A 25,410-nucleotide genomic window follows, 5' to 3' on the forward strand; every position below is an offset into this window, starting at 1 on the left:
GCAGAGTATGTCGAATCCTCTCAGGCACGCGTAACGTGTGAGCCCGTTTTATCGCCGTAGGGATAAAAAAGACTTCTACGACCCGATTGCCAGGCGGACCTGAGTTCAGGCGTCGTGATGTCCCAATCCGTCCGACATTTGCTGGTCAGCGCTCTCATGTCCTGCCGAAGTTCTTCCAGTGTGGGTCGGCCAAAATACCAGTATCCATTGTAGATTTTGTAGACGATAAGACCTGGCTCTAGCGCGATAACGTGAGGGATCATCGGGTTGTGCACGGGATCAGTGTATTCGATGATATCGAGGTCCTTCTGAACAACCCGCCGCGGGTCGGAAAGAAAAGGCCAATGAGCGCCCACTCCCGTGCGATACTCGTTCGTTTCTAGGATGGAGTCCGTTGTGATAGTGACGAGCTGGCAATAACCCACTTCCATCTCGCGATGGAGTTGGACAAGCCCTTCGGCCTGCCGGCGATCCTTGGGGCAATACCCCCCTCTGCCGAGGACGAGGATCATCGGGTCGTTTCCCTGTAAGTCGGAGAGCATCCGCCGCATCGCGGCGTGATCTGATAGCTCATAGTTTGGGAAAATCGACCCCGGAATGATGTCGGACCGCATTTGAACCTCATGGAAGAAAATTGCTTGTGGACGCGATAGTTGAAGGAGACTGCAGGAACGGCCTCGAAGCTATGATACGATGGTGCCGGTGATACTATAGATAGCAAATGCTGTGATTTTGCTCCCTGTACCCCGCGCGAGAATTGGTGATCGCAGCGAGTTCATCGTCGGCAGCGATGAAGAACGCTATTGCGGTTACCAAGAAGTGCCGAACCAGTTCAGCTGGAGTAGCAACTGAGGGATCGGCCGACGCCGTCCCTCCGCTTCGACTGAGACATGCGTTTCGCCGATTGCAATCCCGCGGGGGGAGTAACCTTGATCATTGCAGCTACATCCGCAAGGTCGAGCCGTCCATAAGAAGCAAATAGCCTTTAGAGCTTTTTAGCGGGGTTTCGCGGCTGGTCGTTACGGCCGCCTAATAAGGTGATATCACTTCAGGCAGGCCACAGCGTTTTACAGGAAGAACGGCTATGGAACGATCGATTCGGAGTTCGTGTGCACGAAGCCTACTGACCGCATTGCGCCTGGCTTCGCTTATGTGTGTACCGGTGATAAGTTGGATCGCGGGCGCGGCGGCGGCGGACAGTGGCGAGACTTTGATGGCGCAGCATCGCGGCGGAACGATGCGACTGCTCGCGGTCGCAGCCGAAGGCACGGGTGATCCCCAGGTCAATTATTCGCTGAAAAATTGGCAGGTGTTTCAATACACCTACGACGGTCTTCTCGCCTTCAAAAAGGGCGATCTCGACGAAGGTTTCACTGTCGTTCCTGACCTGGCCGAGGCGCTGCCGGAGCCGCAGGATGGCGGAAAGACGTACGTTTTCACCTTGCGCAAAGGAATTAAATTTTCGAACGGCGACGAGGTCACTGTCCATGATGTCACTGCGTCGTTCCGACGGATATTCAAAATCCTTGGGCCCACAGCGGGCACGTTCTATCACAACATTGTCGGTGCTGACGGCTGCCTCAAGAGTCCGGATGGCTGCACTTTGGAAGGAGGGGTGGATGGCAACGATGGCCTTCGTACGGTGACATTCCATCTCACCCAGCCTGACCCCGAATTCTTATACAAATTAGCTGTGCCGCATGCCTCGATCCTGCCGGCCTCGACTCCCTCGAAAGACCAGGGCACTACACCGATCCCAGGTACCGGTCCTTACATAATAGAGAGCTATGACCCGAATACGAGCATGATCTTGGTTCGCAATCCGCACTTCAAGGAGTGGAGTGCAGATGCGCAGCCCGACGGCTTTGCTGATGAAATCCACTATGATTATGGACTAACGGAAGAGGCTGCGATCACAGCTATTGAGAACGGGCAGGCGGATTGGATGTATGACGCTGCACCGGCAGACAGGCTTAACGAAATCGGCACCCAATACGCCGATCAGGTGCATATAACGCCGCTTGCCGCTTTTTGGTACGCCCCTATGAACACCAATCTGGCACCTTTCGATGATATCCGCGTGCGCCAAGCGCTAAACTATGCAATCGATCGCAACCAGATAGTGAACCTGTATGGGGGCCCGGTGCTGGCACAGCCTTCCTGCCAGATTCTGCCGCCTAATTTCCCTGGTCATGTCGACAGCTGCGTCTACACAAAAGAACCAGGCGCTAAATGGTCGGCGCCAGACTTGGACAAAGCCAGGGCCCTGGTTAAGGAGTCCGGCACCACCGGACAGCGAGTTCAAATCATAGCAGCTGACGAAGCGGTGTCCAAGGCGATTGGAACGTATCTGCAGAGCGTGCTCACGGACCTTGGCTACGAAGCCACCGTCATGGCGATCTCGTCAGAAATCCAGGGCACCTATATCAAGAACTCGAATAATAACGTCCAAATAAGCATAACTCAGTGGTATGCCGATTACCCTGCCGCTTCCAACTTCTTAAACGTGCTTTTAAGTTGTGCCTCCTTTACGCGAGGTTCCGACAATGCTCAGAATTCGGCGCAATTCTGCGACCCCGGATTTGACGCGAAAATGAAGGCTGCATTGAAACAGGCTGTTTCCGATCCTGAGGGCGCAGAGAGAGCTTGGGCGGACATTGATAGAGAAGCTATGGAGAAGTCGCCCATCTTGCCGCTGATCACGCCCAAACACGTGGACTTCGTTTCTAAGCGACTCGGTAACTTCATGTTTTCGAACCAGTTCCTTTTTGTTTTTTCCCAGGCCTGGGTCAGGTAAGCTAGGTTGGAAGGGACGATGGTCGTACTAAAGTCTGCCGGTGCACTTAGAAGGTGTTTTTGTGACATCGCAATTTGCTGAGCCGGGGTTCGGCAGCGCGGCGATCGATGGTGCTTGGGGCCAGCGACGATGGCGCTCGGCCTTGCGTAAGCTCGGACGCGACCGGATCGCCATGGCCGCCGGCGCGTTTCTGCTGCTGATCGTGCTCGGGGCCTTGGCCGCTCCGCTCTACTCCAGCCTTGTGTCCCACAACGATCCGTTTCATTCCGGGCTCAACGCCAAGATCGTGGTCGACGGTAGGCTAGTGCCAGTGATGCAGCCGTCGACCACCGGTCTCAGGCTTGGTGTGACGCCGATCGGCCCGACTTGGCAACCGAGCTATTTCCTCGGCGCTGACAATCAAGGCCGGGACGTCGCCGCGCGAATGTTCTACGGCGGCCGCAGTTCTCTTTTAATTGCAGCGGCGGCCACCTTTCTTTGCCTAACGCTCGCCGGGCTTGTCGGGTTTGTCTCAGGCTATTGGGGCGGGGTGGTTGATATGGTGCTGTCGCGCATGCTCGACATTTTGTGGGCCTTCCCAGCCTATCTTCTCGCCATCTCGCTCTCGATCGTCCTTATTTCGCAGACAATTGTCATGGGTCCCTTTGTCATCGGATCGGGAAGCCTTTTGATGCCGATTTTCATTCTTGGAATAATCTACGTGCCTTACGTCGCCAGGCCAATCCGCGGACAAGTGCTGAGCTTACGCCGGAGCGAGTTTGTGCTTGCCTCGATTGGACTCGGCCTGCCGCGCTGGCGCATCATACTGCATGACATCCTGCCCAACGTTTTGCCGACCCTCCTGGTCTTCATGCCTTTGCTGATGGCGCTAAACATCGTCACCGAGTCTGCCCTATCTTTTTTGTCGATCGGGGTACAGCCGCCGGGCGCTAGTTGGGGCACTATCATACAGGATGGACAGGCATTGCTTTACACTCGCCCGGCTGTATCGCTCGCCCCCGGTCTCGCTATTGTCGTCACCGTTGTCGCGCTTAACCTTTTTGGCGAAGGGCTGCGCGAGGTGCTCGATCCTCGCACCAAGTCGAGAAACGGATGAGCCTAAAGGTCTTCATCGGGTTTCGCCTTCTGCAGATGCTCTTTGTCATGTTTGGCATTAGCGTGCTGGTGTTTTTAATCTTTTTCGTAACGCCTGGCGCTGACCCCGCGGCGCGTATAGCAGGCCGCAACGCGGCGCCCGAGACAGTTGCTGCGGTGCGCCGCGATTTTGGCCTCGACCGGCCCTTGCCTGCCCAGTACGTCGCAATGATGAATCGGCTGTTCATCACGCGCGATCTGTCCTCGTTCACGACGCGCGGCCAACTTGTGGTGCCGGAAATTGTAGCCGCTGCCCCGGTAACGTTGTCGCTGGTAATCGGGGCCGCCCTGCTCTGGGTGGCTGGCTCGGTAGTCCTGGGCGTAACAGCTGCCGTCAGGCCCGGGAGCTTGTTGGACAAAGCCTTGATGGCGGTTGCGCTTGTCGGCGTCTCGATGCCGGTGTTCTGGGTCGGCGAAGTGATGAACCTACTCTCGCAAAGCCGGTTCCACGATACCTGGCTTTTCAGCTGGGTGCCTCCCCTCGGTTATATCCCCTTTACTCGGGACCCCTGGGGATGGTTCCGAGTGCTTATAATTCCATGGCTTTCGCTGGCAATCCTCTACATCGGTCTCTATGGGCGGGTCCTGCGGACAAACATTGTCGAAGCCTACGGAGAAGATTTCATCCGCACTGCGCGAGCCAAGGGCCTAAGCCGATCGCGGATTATGCTGAAGCACGCGTTTCGATCCTCGCTCATCTCGTTCGTCACTATGTTCGGTCTCGATTTCGGCGTGCTGGTGGGGGGCTCGGCACTTCTCACGGAAGTAGTATTCGGGTTGAACGGGGTCGGGCGGTTAACTTACCGTTCGATGCAGATCCTAGATCTGCCCGTTGTCTTGGGTATCGTAATGTATTCGTCCTTTTGGGTTGTAATCGTCAACGCCGCTGTGGATGTCGCCTATGTCCTCATGGACCCAAGGGTGCGCACGCGATGACTCAGGTGCGCGCACCATGAACCCCGACGGCGCGTCCGCAACCCCGAGGGAACGGTCTCTGCTGAATGTCAGTGGGCTCAGTGTCTCCTTTGAGACTGACAGTGGCCTGGTCAGGGCTGTGCGCGATGTATCCTTTCAACTTAGCCGCAAGGAGATTCTGGCCATTGTCGGTGAAAGCGGATCGGGCAAAACTGCTACTGTGCTGAGCCTTCTCGGGCTCGTCGACCGTAGTAACGGCGCGGTCACTGGCACGGTCGAATTCCAGGACCAGGATATTCTTAAACTGTCCGATCGCAAATTGCGCCGTTTGCGGGGCCCCGGAATCGCACTGATCCCTCAGGACCCAATGACAGCGATGACGCCCGTTTATACGGTGGGCTGGCAGATCGCCGAGCAGATCCGAGCGCATGAAAAAATTCCTCTATCGTCGGCACGCCGGCGGGCAGTTGAGTTGCTCGGTGAAGTCGGGTTCGCCAACCCATCTGAAATCGCCGGCCGCTATCCGCACGAGCTCTCCGGCGGTATGCGGCAGCGGGCCATAATCGCTATGTCGATCTCCTCCAATCCGGTGCTGTTAATCGCCGACGAGCCTACCTCTGCTCTTGATAGGACAGCGCAAGTGCAAGTGTTGAGCCTGCTTGATCGGCTCAGGACGCATCTTGGATCCTCGATCATCCTCGTCAGCCACAGCATGAGTGTGGCAGCCGATATAGCTGACAAGGTCGCAGTGATGTATGCAGGACGAATCGTCGAGCACGCGCCAACGGGACCGATCTTCAGTCGTCCCAATCATCCCTATACTTGGGGCATGTTAGCTTCCATTCCTCCCTTGAGCGGGAAACGACAGTCCAGGCTTGCTAGCATACCCGGCGCGCCGCCGAGCTCTGATGAGATTGGCAATGGCTGCAGCTTCGCACCCCGCTGCCAGTTTCGAATGGGGATCTGTGATACCGCGCCGCAGTGTACCGTCGAAAACGATCATTTCTCGCTTTGCCATCTGGAACCGGTCGATCGCCCGGCTCACCGAGACCGCGTATTGGGGGCTGAGGCGCCTGCTCCCAGGATTGACCCCACGCGTTCCGCTTCAAAGCCTATAATCGCGGTGAAAGCCCTTACTAAGATCTACCGTATACCTCGTGCGCTGCCCGGGTCGAAAGGTGGGATGGTGCTCGCTGTGGACGGCGTGACGTTCGAAGTGGCTGAGGGGGAGGCAGTTGGGCTAGTAGGTGAGTCGGGATGCGGAAAGACGACGCTTGGCCGCTGTATTGCACGGCTTTACGAAATCAGTGGCGGTGCTCTGGAGTTCGAGGGTGTAGATATCAGCCATGCGCCGGAGCGACGGCTGGCTTTGTTCCGGCGCCGGGTGCAGATGACCTTTCAGGATCCCTCCTCTTCACTAAACCCTAGGCGGCGGATCGGCGATATTATTGCCGAACCGATCCTTTTCCATAAGCTGCGCAGGCCGGCTGACCTCGGTGCAAGGCTTAAGGAGCTGATGCAACTGGTCGGCCTGCCTTTCGAAGCGCTCGAACGCTATCCGCACGAATTTTCTGGCGGGCAGAGACAGCGCATCGGCATTGCCCGGGCACTCGCAGTGGAGCCGGCGCTCATCATCGCCGACGAGCCGGTCTCCGCACTGGACGTCTCGTTGCAGGCGCAAATGGTCAATCTGTTCCTAGACCTACGCGACCAACTGCATCTGTCACTTATCTTCATAGCCCATGACCTTGCCGTGATCCGCCAGATTGCGGATCGAATGGCGATTATGTATCTCGGCTCTCTGGTCGAGATCGGGAACACCGACGATGTATTCGAGAGACCAGCACATCCCTATGCTAGAGCGCTGGTTTCATCCGTACAGCAAACGCGCGCCAAGCTGCGGCCGCGGACCATCCTAATGACTGACATGCCAAGTTCGCATCATACGCCGAAAGGCTGCAAGTTCTCCTCGCACTGCTCGATCGTTCAAGATCGCTGCCGCGCTGAGCGACCGCTGCTGCGGGCCATAACCGGCAACAGGCAAGTGGCCTGCCACTATCCAAAAATCTAGGCCAACCGCGCTCGAGGGGGAGGCGAGACCGCCGCTGAGATCGACGGAAGGCACTCGTCGGCGTCGGCCATCATGATCCGGAAGTCGAACTTAACGGCCGACAATCGCTCGCGTGGGGTTGAAGGCCGCCCGCACTCGGTCGCGGTCAGCCCGATGGATGTGCGCGGAAGCGCTTGACCAGCCTATGGGCCAGGACGGCGTCAAGGCCCAGATTGAGGATCAGGCCAACAGCAGCCGCGGTCGCCGGCCAGACGGGTTGGGGTCCGCCGCTGAAACCCGTTTGCGCTTGTTGTTGGTCCAACGGCGCTTTTCCAGGCACGGCCGCGGCAAGCGTGCCTTTCAGGTCCTGGTTGTGTGCGTCAAGTTCTGCAAAATGGGGCGGCCAGGATCTGGCGCCTTCCGTCCCAGTCGATACCGACCGCGATCAGCACCGCCTGGCTCATGACAACACCGGCTCACCGCACCTTCTCGTAGCGCGCATCGAGGATGAGGTAAGGAAACGGCTCTTGAAGGGGGCGCCTGGCAAAGGCAGCGAGGCTCTCGTCCAGCCGCTTGTTGATGGCCGAGATCGACGAGGCCGAGAAGGCATGGCCGCACAGTTCTTCCGTGATCGCCTTCACCTTGCGGGTCGACACGCCCTGCACATACATCTCCGCCGGTGTCGCCACCAAGGCCCGCTCGGAACGCTGGTAGCGCTCGAACAGCTCGGTGGAGAAGCGCCCGGCCCGGTCCTGCGGAACCCGCAGCTCGAGCTTGCCGACCCGCGTCACAAGGGTACGGCCGTAATAGCCCGAGCGATAGCCAAGCCGTTCGGGCGTGCGCTCGCTCTTCGAGGCACCCAGCGCCTCGTCCATCTCGGCCTCAAGCACCTCCTGCATCACCGCACGGAGCACTTCGTGCAATCCATCCGGGTTCGAAAGCAAAATGTCTTTGACGGCAGCGCTGGTCGATTTACCTTCTGTCTTGGTCATGGTGGCGTTCCTTTAGGGAATCGGTGACGTTGAACATCACCAGCCTGCCATGACCGCCCCCTCTCAGCGAATTTGCAGAACTCTCAGCACACTACCGCTCCTTGCTCGTCGAAGAACGTCGTTAATGGTGCTACCGCGACTTTCCAATGAGAGACTGAACACCTTCACGATCCTTCTTCGCGAGATAGGGTGAGTGAGGCGTTCATCGGGCGAAATGCAGCGGTGTAGGTGGGACAAGAACATCGAAAAACATTGGAGCAGATTTGAATGCTTTGCTGTCCCAGTAGTTCCTAACTGCTTGATTTAACTTCTTTTCCAAACATCCTCCGGGCCCACCATTATCGTTATTTATCAATGTGTTATAGGGTGATTCGCCACGAGGTTCGCCAACAGGTTCGCCAAGCATCGGCTTGCGCGTGACCAGCCGCACGACTCGATCCCCTGGACCGCCAGCCGTACCTGCTATGCTCGCGCGAATAGAGCTCCGCATGATCGATATCGTCGTGACCGAGGACGTCCATCATCTGCCTGGTGGAGGCCTCGGCCTCCGCCAGATAAACACCGAGCGATTTCCTCAAACCATGCAGGGTAAGGCCCTTCGGAAGACCGGCAAGCTTGCACCAATGCGCCATCATTCCAGTCAAGGACTTGGCGGAGAAGGGCTCCCCATAGGCGTTGACCAAGACGGTCTCGCCGCGCCTGTCAGCCGCATCCAGGATCTCGGACAGCATCGGCGTGATCGGCACGAAAAGCCGTTTGCCGCCTGTTCGTCCCTTGTTCTTGGCCTGGACGATATCAAACCCGTCAAAGTGACGCTCGACGCCATCGATGAAGACACGGCTGGTGACCCTCTGGTCCCAGCGCAGGCCCGCGACGTCGCCGCGGCGGCTGCCGAGCCAAAGCGCCAAACCATAGCAAGTGCGTGCTGCGGTGCCCAAGTGCCAACGGTTTTCAAATTGCGCCATCGCTTCGCGCGACCAGGCTTTCCAACCGACATAGGCCGGGCGCCACTCGACCGCTGCTGTGGGATCGATTTGATCCAATCTTGTCGCAGTGCTACATAGACCAGCTTGCGTATGCCCACCAGCAGGTGCTTGGCCTTATGGGGTGTGGCGATGAAGCGGCCAAGAAGCTCTTCAATATGGATACGTCTAAGGTTCTTAACCGGTACGTCGCGCCAAATCAGTGGGTGATCTGGGACCACCCGCAGTTCCAGAAATTCTTCAATCAGCCGCGTGTTCTTGCGCTTGCTGGCTTCGTCAAGCGCCAACCACTTGACTGAGATCTTCAACCGTTGAAAGGCCGCTCCAAATGTGCCTGGCAGGGCGGCACCAGGCATTTGGACGACGGTTGCCTTGGGGACTTTTCGGCCTTCGACCGCTGCCTGGTCTGCGTCCTTAAATCCCGGCTGATTGGGAGTAGGCAGGCTGACCAAACGCTCCTTCGTCCGATAGCGCCAGGGCGCAGGTGGATCTGGTTGCTGAGCGAGCCTTGCGTGAGCCCCGGCGTTCTTGCGGGCGCGGCGCAGGATGGCCCCGAGTTGTTTTTCGTTGCGAGCGATCTGGTCTGTCATGATGGGTCTCCACGTCTGCAATATACGCGATCGCGTATTAGTCGTAACATACGGGGTTGCGTATAAAATTGATGTATACGCGATCGCGTATGACGCCGATCGGTCAGCTGGCAAGCGGCGGTCTTATGCCGCCAGCCCGGCGGGCTGTCGCTGAGCGCGAAGGCGAGCGTCTGCGGCTTAGTCGCCTGCAGCGTCCCATAGACGCCTTCCTCGGTCGAGAAAGCGACGCCGTTATCCAGGAACGCCTGCTCCTCGGCAGAATCGGCGGCGATCCCGGACCGGTCCCTGGGCGGAAGCTGCCGGGAATGTAGTTCAGGTGAATCCCAAACAGGCTCCCCGGGTGGCCGCGCGCCAGCCACACGCTTGTGGGAGTTGCGCGAGGCGAGTTGCTCACGCTCAGCTAACGCGGCCCTCCCGAGGAGTTAGGCATCTTGCTGTGGTATCAGTGGTCGATGACGGTACCTCTGCGGCATGCATCGGGCAGTTACTCGCAAATGCGCCGAAGGCGTCGTAGCGTTTGGTCGGGGATGATGGTTTTGAAAAGCCCAGCCGAGTCGATTGGATGGATCGTCCGTTTTTCACAGGATGGACAACGCCTGGGATCAGTTTTACGAGTCAGCCCAACCAGCGGAGATGTTCGCGTCCCCAAATGAACAAGATGGACACCCAAAACAGCAAGGGCGGCGACGAGCGCTCGACCGCCACCAGCCTTCTGCGGCTCGGCATACGGTTGAAACTCTCCCGGCAGACGCGTGGGCTGACCTTGAAGGCGCTAGCTGCCGCCGCGAACTGCTCTGAAAGCCTGCTTTCCAAGGTCGAGAACGGCAAGGTCTCGCCCTCGCTTCCCATGCTGCACCGGCTTGTCGAGGTGCTTGGCACGAACATTGGCTGGATGTTCGAGGAATCCGATGGTGAGGAAGGCATCGTCTTTCGGGCTGGATCGCGGCCGTTGATCGCGCTCGATCCGCTTCGGCGCGGCGAAGGCATTTCGCTCGAGCGCGTCATTCCATATTCGCCCGGCCACCTCCTGCAGTGCAATATCCATCACATCGAGGCGGGAGGTGAGAGCGCCGGCCCGATCCAGCATGCTGGCGAGGAAGTCGGCTACCTCCTGGCAGGTGCGATCGAATTGATGGTCGGCGAAAAGACGTTTCGCCTGTCGGCCGGCGATTCCTTCGTCTTCAATTCCGAACTGCCGCACTGGTACCGCAATGTCGGCGACGAACGCGCCAGCATTTTCTGGGTCAACACGCCCGCGACATTCTGATCGGGCGAGCCCCTCATTTCTCTTCGTTGATGCCAATTCAAGTCACTTGACAAGAAATCAAGCATCTTGAAATATGCTCTGCGCGCAGGCGCCAGGTGAGCCCGATCAAGGGCCTTTTCGAGAAAACCAAGGGGAACCGGAATGCGTCTTACCAAGATCCTTTCAGGCTGCGCCGCAGCCATCGCCATGACCCTCGCCCTCGGCTCTGCTTCCGCCATGGCCGAGACCTATGCGCTGGTGACCATCAACCAGCAGGCCCTGTTCTTCAACCAGATCAATGACGGCGCAACGGCTGCCGCAAAGGCTGCCGGCGTCGACCTCGTCATCTTCAACGCCAACAATGTACCGAGCGCGCAGAACGACGCCATCGAGAACTATATCACCCAGAAGGTCGACGGCATCATTCTCGTCGCCATCGATGTCAACGGCGTGAAGCCGGCCATCACCGCGGCCAAAGCCGCCGGCATTCCGGTCATCGCCATTGACGCGCAGATCCCAAATGGCGACAACGTCGCCTTCGTCGGCGTTGACAACACCAAGGCAGGCGAGGATATCGGCAAGTTCTACGCCGAATATGTCAAGACCAAGCTGAGCGGCACCGCCAAGATCGGCGTCGTCGGCGCGCTCAATTCGTTTATCCAGAACCAGCGCCTCGACGGCTTCAAGAAGGCTGTCACCGACAGCGGCCAGAAGGTCACCTTCCTCGACACGGTCGACGGCCAGAACGTCCAGGACGTCGCCCTGTCCGCCTCCGAAAACCTGATGACCGCCAATCCTGACATGACGACGCTTTACGCGACCGGCGAGCCGGCTCTGCTCGGCGCGGTTTCCGCCGTCTCCAGCCAGGCCCGTACGGGCGACGTCAAGGTGTTCGGCTGGGACCTGACCAAGTCGGCGGTGCAGGGTCTCGAAGAGGGCTGGGTGGTCGCTGTCGTCCAGCAGGATCCGGCCGGTGAAGGCAAGGCTGCCATCGAAGCCTTCGTCAAGCTCAAGCAGGGCGAGAAGATCGACCCGATCATCAACGTTCCGATCACCATCGTGACCAAGGAAAATGTCGGCCAGTTCAAGGACATGTTCAAGTAGTATCCTCCCCGGACCGCAGGGCTGCGCATCGACCCGAGGGTTGCCTGCGCAGCCCGGCGACCAATTGAACATGTCGCGCCCAGAGAATTGGAACCATGATGAGCGATGGCGAGACCTACCGCGTCAGGATGACCGGTATTTCCAAACGGTACGGCCCTATCCAGACGCTGGACGATGTCTCGCTGAACCTGAAGCCTGGCGAAGTGCTCGGTCTGGTCGGCGACAATGGCGCCGGCAAATCCACCTTGAGCAAGGTGCTGTCCGGTGCGGTCATTCCTGATGCCGGCACCATCGAGATCGATGGCAAGGCGGCGTCTTTCTCGTCGCCGGCCGATGCCCGCGCCGCGCGGGTGGAGATGGTCTACCAGGACCTTTCGCTCTGCGACACGGTGGATGTGGCGGGCAATCTCTTCCTCGGCCGCGAGCCGCGTCGCCGCGTTCTCGGCGTCCCCTTTCTCGACAACAAGCGCATGCATGGCGAGACGCGCCAGATGCTCGACCGGCTCGGCATCGTCATCACCGACACCAGGCTCAAGGTCGAAAACCTCTCCGGTGGGCAGCGCCAGTCGATCGCCATCGGCCGCGCGGCTTCCTTCGATCCGTCGGTGCTGATCATGGACGAGCCGACGGCCGCCCTTGCGGTAGCGGAAGTCGAGGCGGTTCTGGAACTCATCCGCGCCGTCAGCGCCCGGGGCGTCAGCGTCATCCTCATCACCCATCGCCTGCAGGATCTGTTCCTGGTCTGCGATCGTATCCAGGTCATGTACGAAGGCCGCAAAGTCGCCGAGCGCAAGATCGGCGAGACCAGCATCGAGGAGGTCGTCAACCTGATCGTCGGCCGCAAATTCAACGCGCGCTCGGCCCGCGCAAGCCGCGATGAGGGGGTCCAACCATGAACGTTACCTCCGCCGGTGTTGGCGCCTCGCCCAAACGCGCTCACAACAGCACGTGGAAGGATGTGGCGTTAGCCAATGGCAGCGTCGTCTCGATTGCGCTGTTCTTCATCGTCGTCTGCGTGGTCTTCTCGCTGATCACCGGTTCCTTCCTGACGACGCCCAATCTGCTCAACATCGCGCGCCAGTCGGCGCCGCTGCTGATCGTTGCGGCCGCGATGACCTTCGTCATCACCACCGGCGGCATCGACCTCTCGGTCGGCTCCGTGCTGGCGCTGACGGCAACGCTGTCGGCGGTTTTCCTGCAGGCCGACCTGCCATGGCCGCTGGTCGTCATCGCCATGCTGGCGCTTGGTGCTGCGATCGGCGCCTTGCACGGCTTCTTCATCGCCTACGAGCGGATACCGCCCTTCATCGTCACCCTTGCCGGGCTCTCCGTCATCCGCGGCGTGGCGTTGCTGATCACCGGCGGCTATTCGATCCCGGTCGAACCGACCAGCTTCTTCGTCAACATCGGCAGGGCCTGGTTTCTCGGCGTGCCGGTACCGGCGCTGCTCGCCCTTGTCGTGCTGATCATTGCCTATCTCGCCTTCAACCAGACGCCGTTCGGCCGCTATGTCACCGGCATCGGCGCCAATACAGAGGCCGTGCGCCGAGCCGGTGTCGATACGCGCTGCATGACGCTCTTCGTCTACATCCTGTCGGGCATGGCGGCGGCGGTGGCCGGCATCATCCTCGCCGCCCGGCTCGGTTCCGGCTCGTCGAATGCCGGCCAGGGTTTCGAGCTCGATGTCATCGCCGCCGTGGTGCTTGGCGGCACCAGTCTGTTCGGCGGGCGCGGTACGATCATCGGCACTGTGCTCGGCGCGTTGACCGTCGCGGTCATCGGCAACGGCTTGATCCTTGCGCATATGTCGCCCTTCCTGACGCCGATCGTTACCGGCACAATCATCCTCGTTGCCATCTGGCTGAATTTCCGGCTGTTCAAGGGCGCAACGCGGAGCCGCTGACATGGATCATCTGTTCGACGACAAGCCAAGGGAACGGGCACCGATCGGTGTTCGCTCCGGCACGGTGATGACCGTTACCGGCCCGGTTGCGATTGCCGATATGGGCGTGACGCTGATGCATGAACACATACTGCTCGATGGCGCGACGTCGTGGAAATGCCCTTGCCATCCCGACGAGAAGAAGATCGCCGAGCAGCCGGTCAGCATGGAGATCATCGGCGAGTTGCGGATGAACCCCTACATGAACCGCGACAACGTCTCGCTCGACGACAGCGACCTGGCGCTTTCGGAGTTGGCGAAATACCGGGCGCTCGGCGGCCATACCATGGTGGATGCGACCAACATCGGCATTGGCCGCGATCCGGTGAAGCTGGCGCGCATCGCCCGTGCCTCGGGATTGCGGATCGTCATGGGGACGGGCTTCTACCTGCAGCACACCCATCCCGTCTGGCTGAAAGCGATGGACGTTGACGACGTCACCGAATTCCTCGTCAATGATGTCGGCGGCGGGTCGGCGCAGCCCGAAATCATTGCCGGCATTATCGGTGAGGTTGGCGTCAGCAAGGATTTTACCGACGAGGAGCGCAAGTCGCTGCGGGCCTCCGCCCGTGCGGCCAAGATGACCGGCGTGCCGCTGACGATTCATCTGCCCGGCTGGGAGCGGCTGGCGCATGATGTGCTTGACGTGGTCGAGGCAGAAGGCGCGGATCTCCGGCATACGGTGCTTTGCCACATGAACCCCAGCCACAACGATCTTGCCTACCAGCAAAGCCTCGCCGCGCGTGGCGCCTTCCTGGAATACGACATGATCGGCATGGATTTCTACTATGCCGACCAGGATGCGCAGTCGCCGTCCGACGAGCAGAATGCGCGGGCGATCCGCTCGCTGATCGATATGGGACTGCTCGACAGGATTCTGCTGTCGCAGGACGTCTTTCTCAAGATCATGCTGACCCGCTTCGGCGGTTTCGGCTACGGCTTCATCCTCAAGCATTTCGTGCCGAGACTGAAACGCCATGGTGTCGAGCAGTCGGCAATCGACACGATGCTCATCGACAATCCAAAGACTGTGTTCGCCGAGGGCCTCTGAGCCGCGGCTCCAAAACAAGATAGGGAGACTACATGTCCAGGAAGAAGGTTCTTCTCGCAGGCGAGTCCTGGGTCTCGACCGCGACCCACATCAAAGGCTTCGATCAGTTTCCCACCGTGACCTATCACACCGGTGCCGATGAGTTGCTGGCCGCGCTGAAGGACAGCCTGTTCGACGTCACCTTCATGCCGGCGCATGAGGCACAGCGGAACTTCCCGCAGACCATGGAAGCGCTTTCGGCCTATGACGCGGTCGTGCTCTCCGATCTTGGGGCCAACACGCTGCTGCTTCACCCCGATACCTGGACCCACTCCAAACCGACGCCGAACCGGCTGCGCCTGTTGCGCGACTATGTCGGCAATGGCGGCGGCCTGTTGATGTTCGGCGGCTATTACAGCTTTCAGGGCATCAATGGCGGCGCGCGCTATCACAAGACGCCGGTTGAGGACGTTTTGCCGGTCATCTGCCTGCCGGTGGACGACCGTGTCGAGGTTCCAGAAGGCTATGCGCCGGTCGTCGTCGGCCCGCAGACCCATCCGATCCTCAAGGGCCTAGGCAAGGATTGGCCGATCCTGCTTGGCTTCAACGAGGTCACGGTCAAGGACGGTTCGGAAGTTCTCGCCACCGTGTCCTCCGACTACCGTTCGCTGCCACTGCTGGTGGCCGGCAAATATGGTCGGGGCCGCACTGTCGCCTGGACCTCGGATGTAGGGCCGCATTGGCTGCCGCCGGGCTTCATCGCCTGGAATGGCTACAAGACGTTGTTCGAACAGATGCTAGGCTGGGCAACGGCCAGGGATTAGCCATGCGCGTCCATGTCGTCGGCAATGTTTGCGTCGATACAACGTTTCGGTTGGACCGGTTTCCGGCGGCAGGCGAAACGCTGAACGCATCGGAACATGCTGACGGACTTGGCGGCAAGGGTGCGAACCAGGCGCTGGCCGCGGCGCGCACCGGAGCCGATGTTCGCTTCCGTGCCGCGATCGGCAACGATCCCGCCGGAGCCTGGATCGCAGAGCAGTTGAGCCGCGATCTCGATGCCAGCCATCTGGCGGTACTGGCACTGCCCAGCGATCGGTCGACGATCATGGTCGATGCGCGCGGCGAAAACCTCATCGTCACCGGAGCCAGTTGCGCCGCCGCGTACAATCCTATGGCCGACAGCGGTTTTACCCGATCGATCGCACGCGGCGATATCGTAGTATTTCAGGGCAATCTGGGTCCGGATATCACGGCCACTTGCCTGAAGGTGGCGCGGGGCGCGGGAGCGATGACGATCTTCAATCCGAGCCCGCTTGCGGCCGACCACACACCGGGCTTGAGCGACGTCAGCGTCGTCATCGCCAACGCGGGCGAAGCGGCGCAACTGACCGGGGCTGGCGACCCTGCCATGGCGGCCCGCGACTTGATCCGTCAGGGCGCCGGCGCTGCCATCGTGACGCTTGGCGCACTCGGCTGCCTGGTCGCCGATGGCGAAGGACGGATCGACCGGATCGCGGCGCCCAGGGTGGCCGTGCTAGACACCAGCGGCGCGGGCGACGTCTTTTGCGGTTGCCTCGCTGGTTGCCTTGCGGCCGGCATGGAGCTCCCCGCGGCAGCGCGGATTGCGGTCCGCGCGGCCGCTGTCTCGGTCGGACGCGCCGGCACGCTTGAGTCCTGCCCCGGCAGGCGGGAGATGAAACTGCTCATGGAAACGACAGAAGCGGAAACCGCATGACACAATCCCCCAAACCCGTCGGCCAGGTGACGAATGATGCGCTGCAGTCGATCTTCGGCAGAAGCAAGGTGGTGATCGGCGTGGTTCATCTCGCCCCCCTGCCGGGGGCGCCGCGCTACCATGGCGAGGCGATCGAGGCCATCTATCAACGCGGCCTCGACGACGCCAAAGCCTATTTGCAGGGAGGGTGTGACGGCGTGATCGCCGAAAACCATGGTGACGTGCCGTTTTCCAAGCCGGATGATATCGGGCCGGAAACCTCCGCCTACATGTCTGTCGTCTCAGACCGGATCCGCAGAGAACTCGGCCGGCCGATCGGCATCAATGTGCTTGCCAATGCCTCCATTCCCGCGCTTTCGATCGCCAGTGCCTCCGGTGCTTCCTTCGTGCGCGTCAATCAATGGGCCAACGCCTATGTCGCCAACGAGGGCTTTATCGAAGGCGAAGCGGCGCGCGCCATGCGTTTCCGCGCTAGGCTTCGGGCCAACGGTATCCGCATCTTCGCCGACGCGCATGTCAAGCATGGCGCCCACGCGATCGTCGGCGACCGGCCGATCGAGGAGCAGGTCAAGGACCTCGTGTTCTTCGATGCCGACGCGGTGATCGCCACCGGCCAGCGCACTGGCCACGCCGCCGACCTCAGCTACATCAGGATGATCAAGGACGCCGCCGGACTGCCGACGCTTGTCGGCAGCGGGGTGACACCCGACAACGCCAACGATATCTTGGACATCGTCGACGGCGTCATTGTCGCCAGCTCGCTGAAACATGATGGAGTGTGGTGGAATCAGGTCGATCCGCAACGGGTGAAGGCCTTCATCCGCGGCCTCAAGCGGTGACTTTAGTGCCGGAGATCGACGGCGAGCGGCTGCTGGGCCGGCTCGATGCCTTCGCCCGGATCGGCGCGACGCCAGCCGGTGGCGTAAACCGACAGGCGTTCAGCATCGAGGATCGCGGCGCCCGGCGCCTGTTGGCGGAATTGGCGCTCGCGCGCGGCTTCGCGGTTTTCCAGGACGCCATGGCAAACCTTTTCATCCGCCGCGAGGGCACGGATGCCACCCTGCCGCCGCTGCTTATCGGCAGCCACCTCGACAGCCAGCCGACCGGCGGGCGCTTCGATGGAGCGCTCGGCACGCTTTCCGCCTTCGAGGCGCTCGAAGCGCTGGAGGACGCGAGGGCCGAGACTCGGATGCCGATCGAGGTGGTCGCCTGGGCCAATGAAGAGGGCAGCCGGTTTAAGCCGGGTGTCATGGGCTCCATGGCCTTCACCGGAGCCGACATTTCCGCATGGCGGTCCATAGTCGGCAGCGACGGTGCGTCCCTCGCAGAGGAGCTCGGGGCAACGATCTCCGCCTTGCCAGAGGCAACCCTTCGCCCCCTCGGCATGCCGATATCCGGCTACATCGAGCTGCATATCGAACAGGGACCATCGCTGGAAAAGGAGCGGTTGCCGATCGGTATCGTCACAGCCGTGCAAGGTACGCGCTGGCTGGAGGTCTGCATTGAGGGCGCCGCCGGTCACGCCGGTACAACCGGCCTCGCCTACCGTAGGGATCCGATGGTCGCGGCCGTTGCCGCGATTCACAGGCTCCAGACGACGATCATGCCGTTCGACAGCAGGGCAAGGCTGACGGTGGGCCGGGTGACCGCCCAGCCGGGATCGATCAACGCCATACCGCAGTCTGTGGTCTTCGCCGTCGATATCAGGCATCCGCGGGTAGAGCGGCTCGATGCCATCGAAGCAGAACTGCGCCAGGTGTGCGCGGCGGAGGCAGAAGCTCAGCATTGCACGGTAACGATCAGTCGGTCGTTCGACATGCCGGGGGCGGCATTCTCTCCCGATATGGTCAAAACCGTCGAGGAGGCCGCCAATAGCCTAAAGCTGCCGCACAAACAGATGATCTCGGGTGCATTCCATGACGCGCTGTTCCTCGCCCGGGTGGCGCCTGCCGTGATGATCTTTGTGCCGTGCCGTGACGGGCTGAGCCACAACGAGGCGGAATATGTGGAGCCTGCCCACGCGGTTACCGGCGCGCGGGTTCTGCTTCAAGCGGCCACCGTCGCCGCCTCTTAGGCAGCGACGGTGGCACAGGCGTGCTGGCGTGAAGAGGCAACCCGTGGGACTTCCTGGTGCCCGTCCGTCGTTTCGTGACGTCGGCGGGCTGCAACGGGTGGTCAAGGCCGCCGAGCTGCGGCGGATTGATCGCGGACGTACGATCGGCCCACATTCAACACCTGACCCAGCAGAAAAGCCCACCAGATCCCTGGGCCGTCATTGACGCCGTGGGTGATAGGCGGTGACGATCTCGTCGACTTACCGAGATGGACGATCTGCTGGGCTATCGCCTCGGCCACCGGCAGGAAATCCCCACGCCCGCCATAGAGCTTGCCCGTGTCGATCGCGAGCAACTGGCGCCGTCCAGCCGTCCAGCGCTGCTGGACGTTGTCGCACTCGAGGCGTCCACAAGGATGCGTGTGTCCCAACTGTCGCTGCGGTTAATCCTAAAGCCAATGTCGCGCACCATGGAAAGAGACAATCCCGATTGGGCACCCAGAAACTGGTGATGTCGCCGGCAAGGGAAGCCGCTTCGTAGTATTGCGCGACGGCGACGCCAGGCATCATGGCAACGAACCTTATTGCCCAAAGGCATCGGCGCTTTCAAAAATGTCGATAGATGACTGCGAGCCGTTTTGATCCTTCCCGGCCATCGCCAGATGGACGTTGCTACCGCACATTAGCAGAACCGGATTTTTCTCGCCAAAGGCGAAAAATCGAAACGTCGTTCCTTATCTCTATAGATTTTGTCGAATATCGTCTGCCCCGGTTTGGAAATGACCGATGCGCATGCAGGGTCTGGGAGATTGACGAGTTGGCAAGGCTATCGGTTCTCGGAATATCCGGCGGCGTAAGCACGCCATCGCGCACAACCGCGGTGGTGAACGCGCTGGTCAAGGACGTCGCGCTGCGCGTCCCGGCAGACACGGGCCTGATCGAAATCACCGAGGCGGCGCCTTCGCTTTTCGTCGGACTGTCCCGTGGCGCCCTCGGCGCGTCCGGCGAAGCGATCATCCAGCGTGTCGAGAAGGCCGATCTGCTCGTGGTCGGAACGCCTGTCTATCGGGCTTCCTACACCGGCGCCCTCAAGCACCTGTTCGACCTCGTCGACTATCGCGCGCTCGCCGGCAAGACCGTGCTTCTCGCGGCGACAGGCGGAGGTCCATACCATGGCCTGGTTCTCGAACATCAGCTGCGGCCATTATTCGGCTTTTTCGGCGCCGTCACCGTGCCGACCGGCGTCTATGGGGCGCCCGACGATTTTATCGGCGCCGAAATCGTCGGCGAGGCGATACGCGAACGCATTTCACGGGCCGCATCCGAAGCGGTTTCACTGCTCAATTCCAACCATGCAAATGCCGCCGCCGCAGCGCGCGTCGGCTGAGCCAACCAAAAAGGGAACAACGACATGACGTCTCATTCCGACGGCCTGAAATTCGCCTACTGGGTTCCGAACGTCTCCGGCGGCCTGGTCATCTCCAATATCGAGCAGCGGACCGGTTGGGACATCGACTACAACCGCAAGCTCGCCCAGATCGCAGAGGCCAACGGCTTCGACTACGCACTGAGCCAGATCCGCTTCACCGCCGGCTACGGCGCCGACAACCAGCACGAATCCGTGTCGTTCAGCCACGCACTGCTGGCCGCCACCACAACGCTGAAAGTGATTGCCGCCGTCTTGCCCGGTCCATGGAACCCGGCGCTGGCGGCCAAGCAGATCGCCACCATCAACCACCTGACCAATGGCCGCGTGGCCGTCAATGTCGTCAGCGGCTGGTTCCGTGGCGAGTTCGCCGCCATCGGCGAGCTGTGGCTCGACCATGACGAGCGCTACCGCCGCTCGGAGGAGTTCATCCGCGCGTTGCGCGGCATCTGGACCGAGGACAATTTTACGCTGAAGGGCGACTTCTATCGCTTCACCAACTACTCGATGAAGCCGAAGCCGATCGATCCGCAGCCCGAGATCTTCCAGGGCGGCTCGTCGCGCGCCGCGCGTGACATGGCTTCGCGGGTGTCCGACTGGTATTTCACCAACGGCAACACGCCCGAAGAGATCAGGAAGCAGGTCGACGATATCCAGGCCAAGGCGAAGGCCAATGGCCACAAGGTGAAGATCGGCGTCAACGCCTTTGCCATTGCTCGCGAAACCGAGGCGGAAGCACGCGCCGTGCTGGACGAGATCGTCGCCAAGGCCAATCCCGAAGCGGTGCAGGGCTTTGCCGACCAGGTCAAGAATGCCGGCAAGGCCTCGCCGGAAGGCGAGGGCAACTGGGCGAAGTCGTCCCTTGAGGATCTGGTGCAATACAATGACGGCTTCCGCAGCAATCTGATTGGCACGCCGGAACAGATCGCCGAACGCATCCTCAAGCTGAAGGATGCCGGCGCCGATCTGATCCTGCTCGGCTTCCTGCATTTCCAGGAAGAGGTCGAGTTCTTCGGCAAGCGCATCATCCCGCTGGTGCGCGAACTGGAAGCGGCGCGTGACAGGGAGCTTGTCGCCGCCGAATAGGCCAGGGCGCGGCCTGCGGGCCGCGCACTCCTCCAAAATCAGGAACGTGTCATGATTGGTGCTTCGCTGGGAGCCGCCGCATACGAGCGTGCGCCCGAAATCCCCGGCATTCTTGCTGGCGCTGGTCCACTCACGGACACGCGCCCGGCGCGCCTGTCGGCAAAGGTCGATGCGATCCTGACCCTGAGCGGAATTGGCATTTCGTTCGGCGGCGTCACGGCGCTGAGCGATGTCGATCTCGAGGTCAAGAGCGGCGAAATCCGCGCCGTGATCGGCCCCAACGGCGCAGGCAAATCCTCGCTGATCAACATCATCAGCGGCCTCTATCACGCCGACCACGGCAAGATCGCGATCGCCGGCCAGTCATTCTCCCGTGTGCCCGCGAACCGTCTGGCACGTCTGGGCGTCGCGCGCACCTTCCAGAACCTGGCGCTCTTTCCCGGGCTTTCGGTGCGCGACAACATCGCGTCGGGCCGCGTCCACACCAGGCGCGCCAGTTTTGTCGAACATATTGCCGGCCTGCCACGCGCCAGGCGCGAAGACGCTGCGATTGCCGAAAAGGTCGACCAGACAATCGCCTTCCTGCATCTGGAAACGGTCGCCGATCAGCTGGTCGCGACGCTGCCCTACGGCTTGCAGAAGCGGGTCGAACTGGCGCGAGCGCTGGTTGCCGAGCCGAAGATCCTGCTGCTCGACGAACCGATGGCGGGCATGACGGCGACCGAGAAAGCCGAGATGGCCGGGTTCGTGCGCGCCGCGCGCGACCGGCATGGCGTCACCATCATCCTGATCGAGCACGACATCGGGGTCGTCATGGGCCTATCCGACCGCGTCGCCGTGCTCGATTACGGCCGCAAGATCGCCGACGGCACGCCGGCCGAAGTGCGCGCCGATCCGGACGTGATCCGGGCCTATCTCGGCACCGCCGAGGGCGAGGATGGCGAGGGCATCTGATGAGCTACTATGATTTTCTCTTCGTTGTCGAAGTGCTGGTCGGCGGCCTGTTGTCGGGAGTCATGTATTCGCTCGTCGCCATCGGCTTCGTGCTGATCTACAAGACGTCGGGTGTGCTGAACTTCGCGCAAGGGTCGATGGTGCTGTTTGCGGCACTCACCTTTGTCAGCCTGGTCGAACGCGGCATCCCGTTTGCGCTTGCGCTGCTCATCACCTTCGCAGTCATGGTCGCGCTGGGTTTCACCATCGAGCGAACCGTGCTCAGGCCGCTGGTGAACCGCTCGCCGATGACACTGTTCATGGCCACGCTTGGCCTGTCCTACATCATTGAGGGCGCTGCCCAACTGATCTGGGGCACGCAGGTGCACGGGCTTGATCTCGGCATCGACGACACGCCCTTCGAGGTCGGCGGCATCCTGATCTCGTCGTTCGACCTTCTGGCAGCTGGCATCGCCGCAGCGATGGTGGCGGGCTTGAGCGCCTTCTTCTATTGGACCCGGATCGGGCTGGCGTTTCGCGCCGTCGCCGACGACCAGTTCGCGGCCCTTGCCGTCGGACTGCGGCTGCCGCGGATATGGGGAACGGTGTGGACGGCCGCGGGCTTCGTGGCGCTGGTCGCGGGACTGCTGTGGGGTGCCCGCCTCGGCGTCCAGTTCTCGCTGTCACTGATCGTGTTGAAGGCGCTGCCGGTGCTGGTGCTTGGCGGCTTCGATTCCATCCTTGGCGCCATCGTCGGCGGCCTCGTCATCGGCGCCAGCGAAAAGCTCGCTGAGGTCTATCTCGGACCCTTCGTCGGCGGCGGCATCGAAGGCTGGTTCGCCTATGCGCTGGCGCTGGTTGTCCTACTGGTGCGCCCCTCCGGCCTGTTTGGCCAGAAAACCGTCGAAAGGGTCTGACCGATGGCCGTGCAAGCGCTCGATGCCGCAAGGGCTCCAATCGACTGGCTGAGCTTCGCCCGGAAATTAGCTTTGCCGGCCGTGGCGATCGTCGTCGTCTACGGCCTGGTCCCGGCCTTTGCGTCGAGCTATCTGGTCGAGGCGATCCTGCTGCCGTTCCTTGCGCTCAGCCTGGCGGCAGTCGGCCTCAACCTCTTGACCGGCTATTGCGGCCAGCTTTCGCTTGGCTCTTCCGCCTTCATGGCGGTAGGCGCCTTCGCTGCCTACAATTTCAACCTGCGGGTCGAAGGACTGCCGCTGGCGGCGACCATGATCCTGGCCGGAATTTCGGCCGCCGGCATCGGCGTCATCTTCGGATTGCCGAGCCTGCGCCTGCGCGGCTTCTATCTCGCTGTCTCGACGCTTGCCGCCCAGTTTTTCGTGCAGTGGGCGCTGACCAAGTTCGGCTGGTTCTCCAACGACAATCCGTCCGGGGTGATTTCTGCACCGCACCTTGCCGTAGCCGGGTTTTCGCTCGACGGCGCCACCGGACGCTATTTGCTTTCCGTCACCACCGTCATCGTGCTGACGGCGCTGGTTTGGCGGCTGGTCAACAGCGCGACCGGCCGCAACTTCATTGCCGTGCGCGACAATGAAACCGCCGCGCGCGTCATTGGCGTGCCGGTGCTGCGGACCAAGCTGCTGGCCTTCGCCATTTCATCCTTCATCATCGGCGTCGCCGGCGTGCTGTGGGCCTTCACCTATCTGCGCACGGTCGAGCCGGCCGGCTTCAATCTAGACCGCTCGTTTCAGATCCTGTTCATCATCATCATCGGCGGGCTGGCTTCGATACGCGGTGCGTTTCTGGGCGCCGCATTCATCGTCGTCTTCCCGCTCGTTCTGTCTCGGCTCGGCGCCTTCGTGTTCGGCGGCCTGTTCGATTCTGGTGTGCTCGACATGAGCCAGCGCATCGTGCTTGGCGCGCTCATCATCATTTTCCTCATCGCGGAACCGAACGGGCTGTCGGCCCTCTTCGACCGCCTGAAACGACGGATCGGCTCAAGGTCCAGCTGAGCGCCGCTCGACATTCTCTCACGGACCCACCTCAGGAGACGCAACTCATGACCTTCTTCAATCACCTCAAGAAAGCGGCGATCGCCACCGCTTTCGTGCTCGGCGCGACAGCCGTGCATGCCGACGAACAATATTTCCCGCTGCAGAGCTACCGCGTTGGCCCATATGCCGCCGGCGGCACCGGCTTCTTTGGCGGCTTCATCGACTATCTCAACCTGATCAACATCCGCGACGGCGGCGTCAATGGCGTCAAGCTGACCTGGAGCGAGGGCGAAACCCAGTACGAAGTTGAGAAGGGCGTCGAGGTCTACGAGCGGTTGAAGAGCAATCCCGGCATCGCGGCCTGGAACCCGCTCTCGGTCGGCATCGCCTATGCCATGATCGACCGCATCACCGATGACAAGGTGCCGCTGATCACCATCAACCACGGCCGCACCGACACCACCGACGGCCGGGTATTCCCTTACGTCTTCCCGCTGCTGCTCAACCCCTACAGCGAAACGTCGGGCATCGTGAACTACATCGCCTCCAAGGAAGGCGGCCTCGATAAGCTCAAGGGCAAGAAGATCGTCGTGCTCTATCACGGCTCGCCCTACGGCAAGGAGACGATCCCTATCTATGAGCTGCTGTCGCAGAAATACGGCTTCGAGCTGTCGCAGATTGAAGTTCCCCATCCCGGCAACGAGCAGCAGGCGCAGTGGCTAACCATCCGTCGCGAGCACCCCGACTATGTCGTGCTGCGCGGCTGGGGCGTGATGAACCCGGTTGCGCTCAAGACCGCGCAGAAGACCGGCTTCCCGGCCGATCATATCGTCGGCAATGTTTGGTCCAACTCCGAAGAGGACGTCATCCCCGCCGGCGACGCCGCCAAGGGCTACACCGCCATCACCACCCAGGCGTCTGGCGCCGACTATCCGGTCGTCAAGGAGATCGTCAAGACGGTCTACGACGCCGGCAAGGGCAATCTCGAGGACAAGAGCCGCATCGGCTCGGTCTACCACAATCTCGGCATCGTCAACGGCATCCTCAATGTCGAAGCCATCCGCATCGCCCAGGCCAAGTTCGGCAATCGCACGCTGACCGGCGACGAGGTTCGCTGGGGCTTCGAACACCTCAAGCTCGACCCGGCGCGCGTCGAGGCACTCGGTGCCAAGGACCTGTTCCACTCGATCAACGTCTCCTGGGACAATCACGAGGGTGATGGCTACGTGACCTTCCAGCAGTGGGACGGCAAGAAGTGGAACGTCGTGTCCGACTGGATCGCGCCGGACTGGAAGCTGCTGCGCCCGATCATCGAGAAGTCGTCCGAGGCCTATGCCAAGGAAAAGGGCCTCAAGATCCGCACGGCCGAAGACGCCGATGCGGTGGTCAGCAACTGAGTTTGAAGAGCTCACGGCCGGCCCGCGGGCCGGCCGTGCCAT

General features: G+C 61.1%; 23 protein-coding genes and 1 pseudogene. 21 read left to right on the forward strand and 3 right to left on the reverse strand.

Translation table 11 applies throughout. The features are described 5' to 3' along the window. Positions 1–20: 20 nt before the first annotated feature. Positions 21–614, reverse strand: a complete 594-nt coding sequence (locus NKI35_RS21980; protein ID WP_352741482.1) for a redoxin domain-containing protein — start codon at positions 612–614, stop codon at positions 21–23. A 599-nt stretch (positions 615–1,213) separates the two neighbouring features. Here NKI35_RS21980 and NKI35_RS21985 point away from each other — a divergent pair. The 4 genes from NKI35_RS21985 (at position 1,214) to NKI35_RS22000 (ending at position 6,917) form a co-directional block, all read left to right on the forward strand. Continuing rightward, entirely contained in the window at positions 1,214–2,797 is a 1,584-nt protein-coding gene (locus tag NKI35_RS21985; protein ID WP_352741483.1) for an ABC transporter substrate-binding protein, read from the forward strand. A 61-nt stretch (positions 2,798–2,858) separates the two neighbouring features. Further along, the gene (locus NKI35_RS21990) at positions 2,859–3,893 is read left to right on the forward strand and encodes an ABC transporter permease (protein WP_352741484.1); all 1,035 of its coding nucleotides are present in this window, start codon (positions 2,859–2,861) and stop codon (positions 3,891–3,893) included. Continuing rightward, positions 3,890–4,867 (forward strand): ABC transporter permease, encoded by a 978-nt coding sequence (locus NKI35_RS21995; RefSeq protein WP_352741485.1) that lies wholly within the window; start codon positions 3,890–3,892, stop codon positions 4,865–4,867. The genes NKI35_RS21990 and NKI35_RS21995 overlap by 4 nt, the downstream gene beginning before the upstream one ends. A 16-nt stretch (positions 4,868–4,883) precedes the next feature. Then, positions 4,884–6,917, forward strand: a complete 2,034-nt coding sequence (locus tag NKI35_RS22000; RefSeq protein WP_352741486.1) for a dipeptide ABC transporter ATP-binding protein — start codon at positions 4,884–4,886, stop codon at positions 6,915–6,917. Positions 6,918–7,297: 380 nt separating this feature from the next. Here NKI35_RS22000 and NKI35_RS22005 read toward each other — a convergent pair. Further along, positions 7,298–7,888: pseudogene (locus NKI35_RS22005) on the reverse strand (IS256 family transposase); the annotation flags it as partial. A 359-nt stretch (positions 7,889–8,247) separates the two neighbouring features. Further along, on the reverse strand, positions 8,248–8,796 hold the full coding sequence (locus NKI35_RS22010; RefSeq protein WP_502897163.1) for a tyrosine-type recombinase/integrase: 549 nt from the start codon (positions 8,794–8,796) through the stop codon (positions 8,248–8,250). A gap of 137 nt (positions 8,797–8,933) precedes the next feature. On the opposite strand from NKI35_RS22010, the gene NKI35_RS22015 reads away from it, so the two are divergent. The 17 genes from NKI35_RS22015 (at position 8,934) to NKI35_RS22095 (ending at position 25,368) form a co-directional block, all read left to right on the forward strand. Next, a complete protein-coding gene (locus NKI35_RS22015; protein WP_031195849.1) occupies positions 8,934–9,170 on the forward strand; it encodes a hypothetical protein in 237 nt (78 codons plus the stop codon). Between the two features lie 940 nt (positions 9,171–10,110). Further along, positions 10,111–10,728 carry a cupin domain-containing protein gene (locus tag NKI35_RS22020; protein WP_352536704.1) on the forward strand — a complete coding sequence of 206 codons (618 nt, stop codon included), beginning with the start codon at positions 10,111–10,113 and terminating at the stop codon, positions 10,726–10,728. A 141-nt stretch (positions 10,729–10,869) separates the two neighbouring features. Continuing rightward, entirely contained in the window at positions 10,870–11,811 is a 942-nt protein-coding gene (locus tag NKI35_RS22025) for an ABC transporter substrate-binding protein (protein ID WP_352741487.1), read from the forward strand. A 95-nt stretch (positions 11,812–11,906) separates the two neighbouring features. Continuing rightward, complete coding sequence (locus tag NKI35_RS22030; RefSeq protein ID WP_502897161.1) at positions 11,907–12,707, forward strand: ATP-binding cassette domain-containing protein; 801 nt, start codon at positions 11,907–11,909, stop codon at positions 12,705–12,707. Continuing rightward, the gene (locus tag NKI35_RS22035; protein ID WP_352741489.1) at positions 12,704–13,714 is read left to right on the forward strand and encodes an ABC transporter permease; all 1,011 of its coding nucleotides are present in this window, start codon (positions 12,704–12,706) and stop codon (positions 13,712–13,714) included. Before NKI35_RS22030 ends, NKI35_RS22035 begins: the two co-directional genes overlap by 4 nt. Position 13,715: 1 nt before the next feature. Beyond that, the gene (locus tag NKI35_RS22040; protein ID WP_352741490.1) at positions 13,716–14,804 is read left to right on the forward strand and encodes a phosphotriesterase family protein; all 1,089 of its coding nucleotides are present in this window, start codon (positions 13,716–13,718) and stop codon (positions 14,802–14,804) included. A gap of 32 nt (positions 14,805–14,836) precedes the next feature. After that, positions 14,837–15,607: a glutamine amidotransferase gene (locus NKI35_RS22045; RefSeq protein ID WP_352741491.1), complete on the forward strand. Its 771-nt coding sequence runs from the start codon at positions 14,837–14,839 to the stop codon at positions 15,605–15,607. A gap of 2 nt (positions 15,608–15,609) precedes the next feature. After that, positions 15,610–16,521, forward strand: coding sequence for a ribokinase (locus NKI35_RS22050; protein ID WP_352741509.1), 912 nt, complete (start codon positions 15,610–15,612; stop codon positions 16,519–16,521). Next, the gene (locus NKI35_RS22055; protein WP_023707683.1) at positions 16,518–17,360 is read left to right on the forward strand and encodes a BtpA/SgcQ family protein; all 843 of its coding nucleotides are present in this window, start codon (positions 16,518–16,520) and stop codon (positions 17,358–17,360) included. Before NKI35_RS22050 ends, NKI35_RS22055 begins: the two co-directional genes overlap by 4 nt. Next, the gene (locus NKI35_RS22060; RefSeq protein ID WP_352741492.1) at positions 17,357–18,595 is read left to right on the forward strand and encodes a Zn-dependent hydrolase; all 1,239 of its coding nucleotides are present in this window, start codon (positions 17,357–17,359) and stop codon (positions 18,593–18,595) included. Before NKI35_RS22055 ends, NKI35_RS22060 begins: the two co-directional genes overlap by 4 nt. Positions 18,596–18,843: 248 nt before the next feature. Further along, positions 18,844–19,086, forward strand: coding sequence for a hypothetical protein (locus NKI35_RS22065; RefSeq protein ID WP_023701792.1), 243 nt, complete (start codon positions 18,844–18,846; stop codon positions 19,084–19,086). Between the two features lie 305 nt (positions 19,087–19,391). Beyond that, positions 19,392–19,961: an FMN reductase gene (gene msuE / locus NKI35_RS22070; RefSeq protein WP_031193016.1), complete on the forward strand. Its 570-nt coding sequence runs from the start codon at positions 19,392–19,394 to the stop codon at positions 19,959–19,961. A gap of 24 nt (positions 19,962–19,985) precedes the next feature. Further along, positions 19,986–21,086 carry a dimethylsulfone monooxygenase SfnG gene (gene sfnG, locus NKI35_RS22075; RefSeq protein WP_023739635.1) on the forward strand — a complete coding sequence of 367 codons (1,101 nt, stop codon included), beginning with the start codon at positions 19,986–19,988 and terminating at the stop codon, positions 21,084–21,086. 51 nt (positions 21,087–21,137) lie between these two features. After that, positions 21,138–22,040: an ABC transporter ATP-binding protein gene (locus NKI35_RS22080; protein WP_023706570.1), complete on the forward strand. Its 903-nt coding sequence runs from the start codon at positions 21,138–21,140 to the stop codon at positions 22,038–22,040. Further along, positions 22,040–22,936, forward strand: a complete 897-nt coding sequence (locus NKI35_RS22085; protein ID WP_023727744.1) for a branched-chain amino acid ABC transporter permease — start codon at positions 22,040–22,042, stop codon at positions 22,934–22,936. Before NKI35_RS22080 ends, NKI35_RS22085 begins: the two co-directional genes overlap by 1 nt. A 3-nt stretch (positions 22,937–22,939) precedes the next feature. Beyond that, positions 22,940–23,989 (forward strand): branched-chain amino acid ABC transporter permease, encoded by a 1,050-nt coding sequence (locus tag NKI35_RS22090; RefSeq protein ID WP_352741493.1) that lies wholly within the window; start codon positions 22,940–22,942, stop codon positions 23,987–23,989. Between the two features lie 47 nt (positions 23,990–24,036). Then, positions 24,037–25,368, forward strand: a complete 1,332-nt coding sequence (locus tag NKI35_RS22095; RefSeq protein ID WP_352741494.1) for an ABC transporter substrate-binding protein — start codon at positions 24,037–24,039, stop codon at positions 25,366–25,368. Positions 25,369–25,410: the final 42 nt, after the last annotated feature.

The organism is Mesorhizobium sp. M0676, from assembly GCF_040320535.1.
In the GTDB taxonomy this organism is placed as follows: domain Bacteria; phylum Pseudomonadota; class Alphaproteobacteria; order Rhizobiales; family Rhizobiaceae; genus Mesorhizobium.

Excerpts from the sequence above, each read along its gene's own strand:
- NKI35_RS22090 (WP_352741493.1), top strand. The coding sequence starts at position 22,940 with ATGGCCGTGCAAGCGCTCGATGCCGCAAGGGCTCCAATCGACTGGCTG.
- NKI35_RS22035 (WP_352741489.1), top strand. The coding sequence starts at position 12,704 with ATGAACGTTACCTCCGCCGGTGTTGGCGCCTCGCCCAAACGCGCTCAC.
- NKI35_RS22020 (WP_352536704.1), top strand. The coding sequence starts at position 10,111 with ATGAACAAGATGGACACCCAAAACAGCAAGGGCGGCGACGAGCGCTCG.
- NKI35_RS22040 (WP_352741490.1), top strand. The coding sequence starts at position 13,716 with ATGGATCATCTGTTCGACGACAAGCCAAGGGAACGGGCACCGATCGGT.
- NKI35_RS21985 (WP_352741483.1), top strand. The coding sequence starts at position 1,214 with ATGGCGCAGCATCGCGGCGGAACGATGCGACTGCTCGCGGTCGCAGCC.
- sfnG (WP_023739635.1), top strand. The coding sequence starts at position 19,986 with ATGACGTCTCATTCCGACGGCCTGAAATTCGCCTACTGGGTTCCGAAC.
- NKI35_RS22085 (WP_023727744.1), top strand. The coding sequence starts at position 22,040 with ATGAGCTACTATGATTTTCTCTTCGTTGTCGAAGTGCTGGTCGGCGGC.
- NKI35_RS22030 (WP_502897161.1), top strand. The coding sequence starts at position 11,907 with ATGATGAGCGATGGCGAGACCTACCGCGTCAGGATGACCGGTATTTCC.
- NKI35_RS22050 (WP_352741509.1), top strand. The coding sequence starts at position 15,610 with ATGCGCGTCCATGTCGTCGGCAATGTTTGCGTCGATACAACGTTTCGG.
- NKI35_RS22000 (WP_352741486.1), top strand. The coding sequence starts at position 4,884 with ATGAACCCCGACGGCGCGTCCGCAACCCCGAGGGAACGGTCTCTGCTG.
- NKI35_RS21980 (WP_352741482.1), bottom strand. The coding sequence starts at position 614 with ATGCGGTCCGACATCATTCCGGGGTCGATTTTCCCAAACTATGAGCTA.
- NKI35_RS22055 (WP_023707683.1), top strand. The coding sequence starts at position 16,518 with ATGACACAATCCCCCAAACCCGTCGGCCAGGTGACGAATGATGCGCTG.
- NKI35_RS22065 (WP_023701792.1), top strand. The coding sequence starts at position 18,844 with ATGGACGATCTGCTGGGCTATCGCCTCGGCCACCGGCAGGAAATCCCC.
- NKI35_RS22025 (WP_352741487.1), top strand. The coding sequence starts at position 10,870 with ATGCGTCTTACCAAGATCCTTTCAGGCTGCGCCGCAGCCATCGCCATG.
- NKI35_RS22045 (WP_352741491.1), top strand. The coding sequence starts at position 14,837 with ATGTCCAGGAAGAAGGTTCTTCTCGCAGGCGAGTCCTGGGTCTCGACC.
- NKI35_RS22080 (WP_023706570.1), top strand. The coding sequence starts at position 21,138 with ATGATTGGTGCTTCGCTGGGAGCCGCCGCATACGAGCGTGCGCCCGAA.
- NKI35_RS22095 (WP_352741494.1), top strand. The coding sequence starts at position 24,037 with ATGACCTTCTTCAATCACCTCAAGAAAGCGGCGATCGCCACCGCTTTC.
- NKI35_RS21995 (WP_352741485.1), top strand. The coding sequence starts at position 3,890 with ATGAGCCTAAAGGTCTTCATCGGGTTTCGCCTTCTGCAGATGCTCTTT.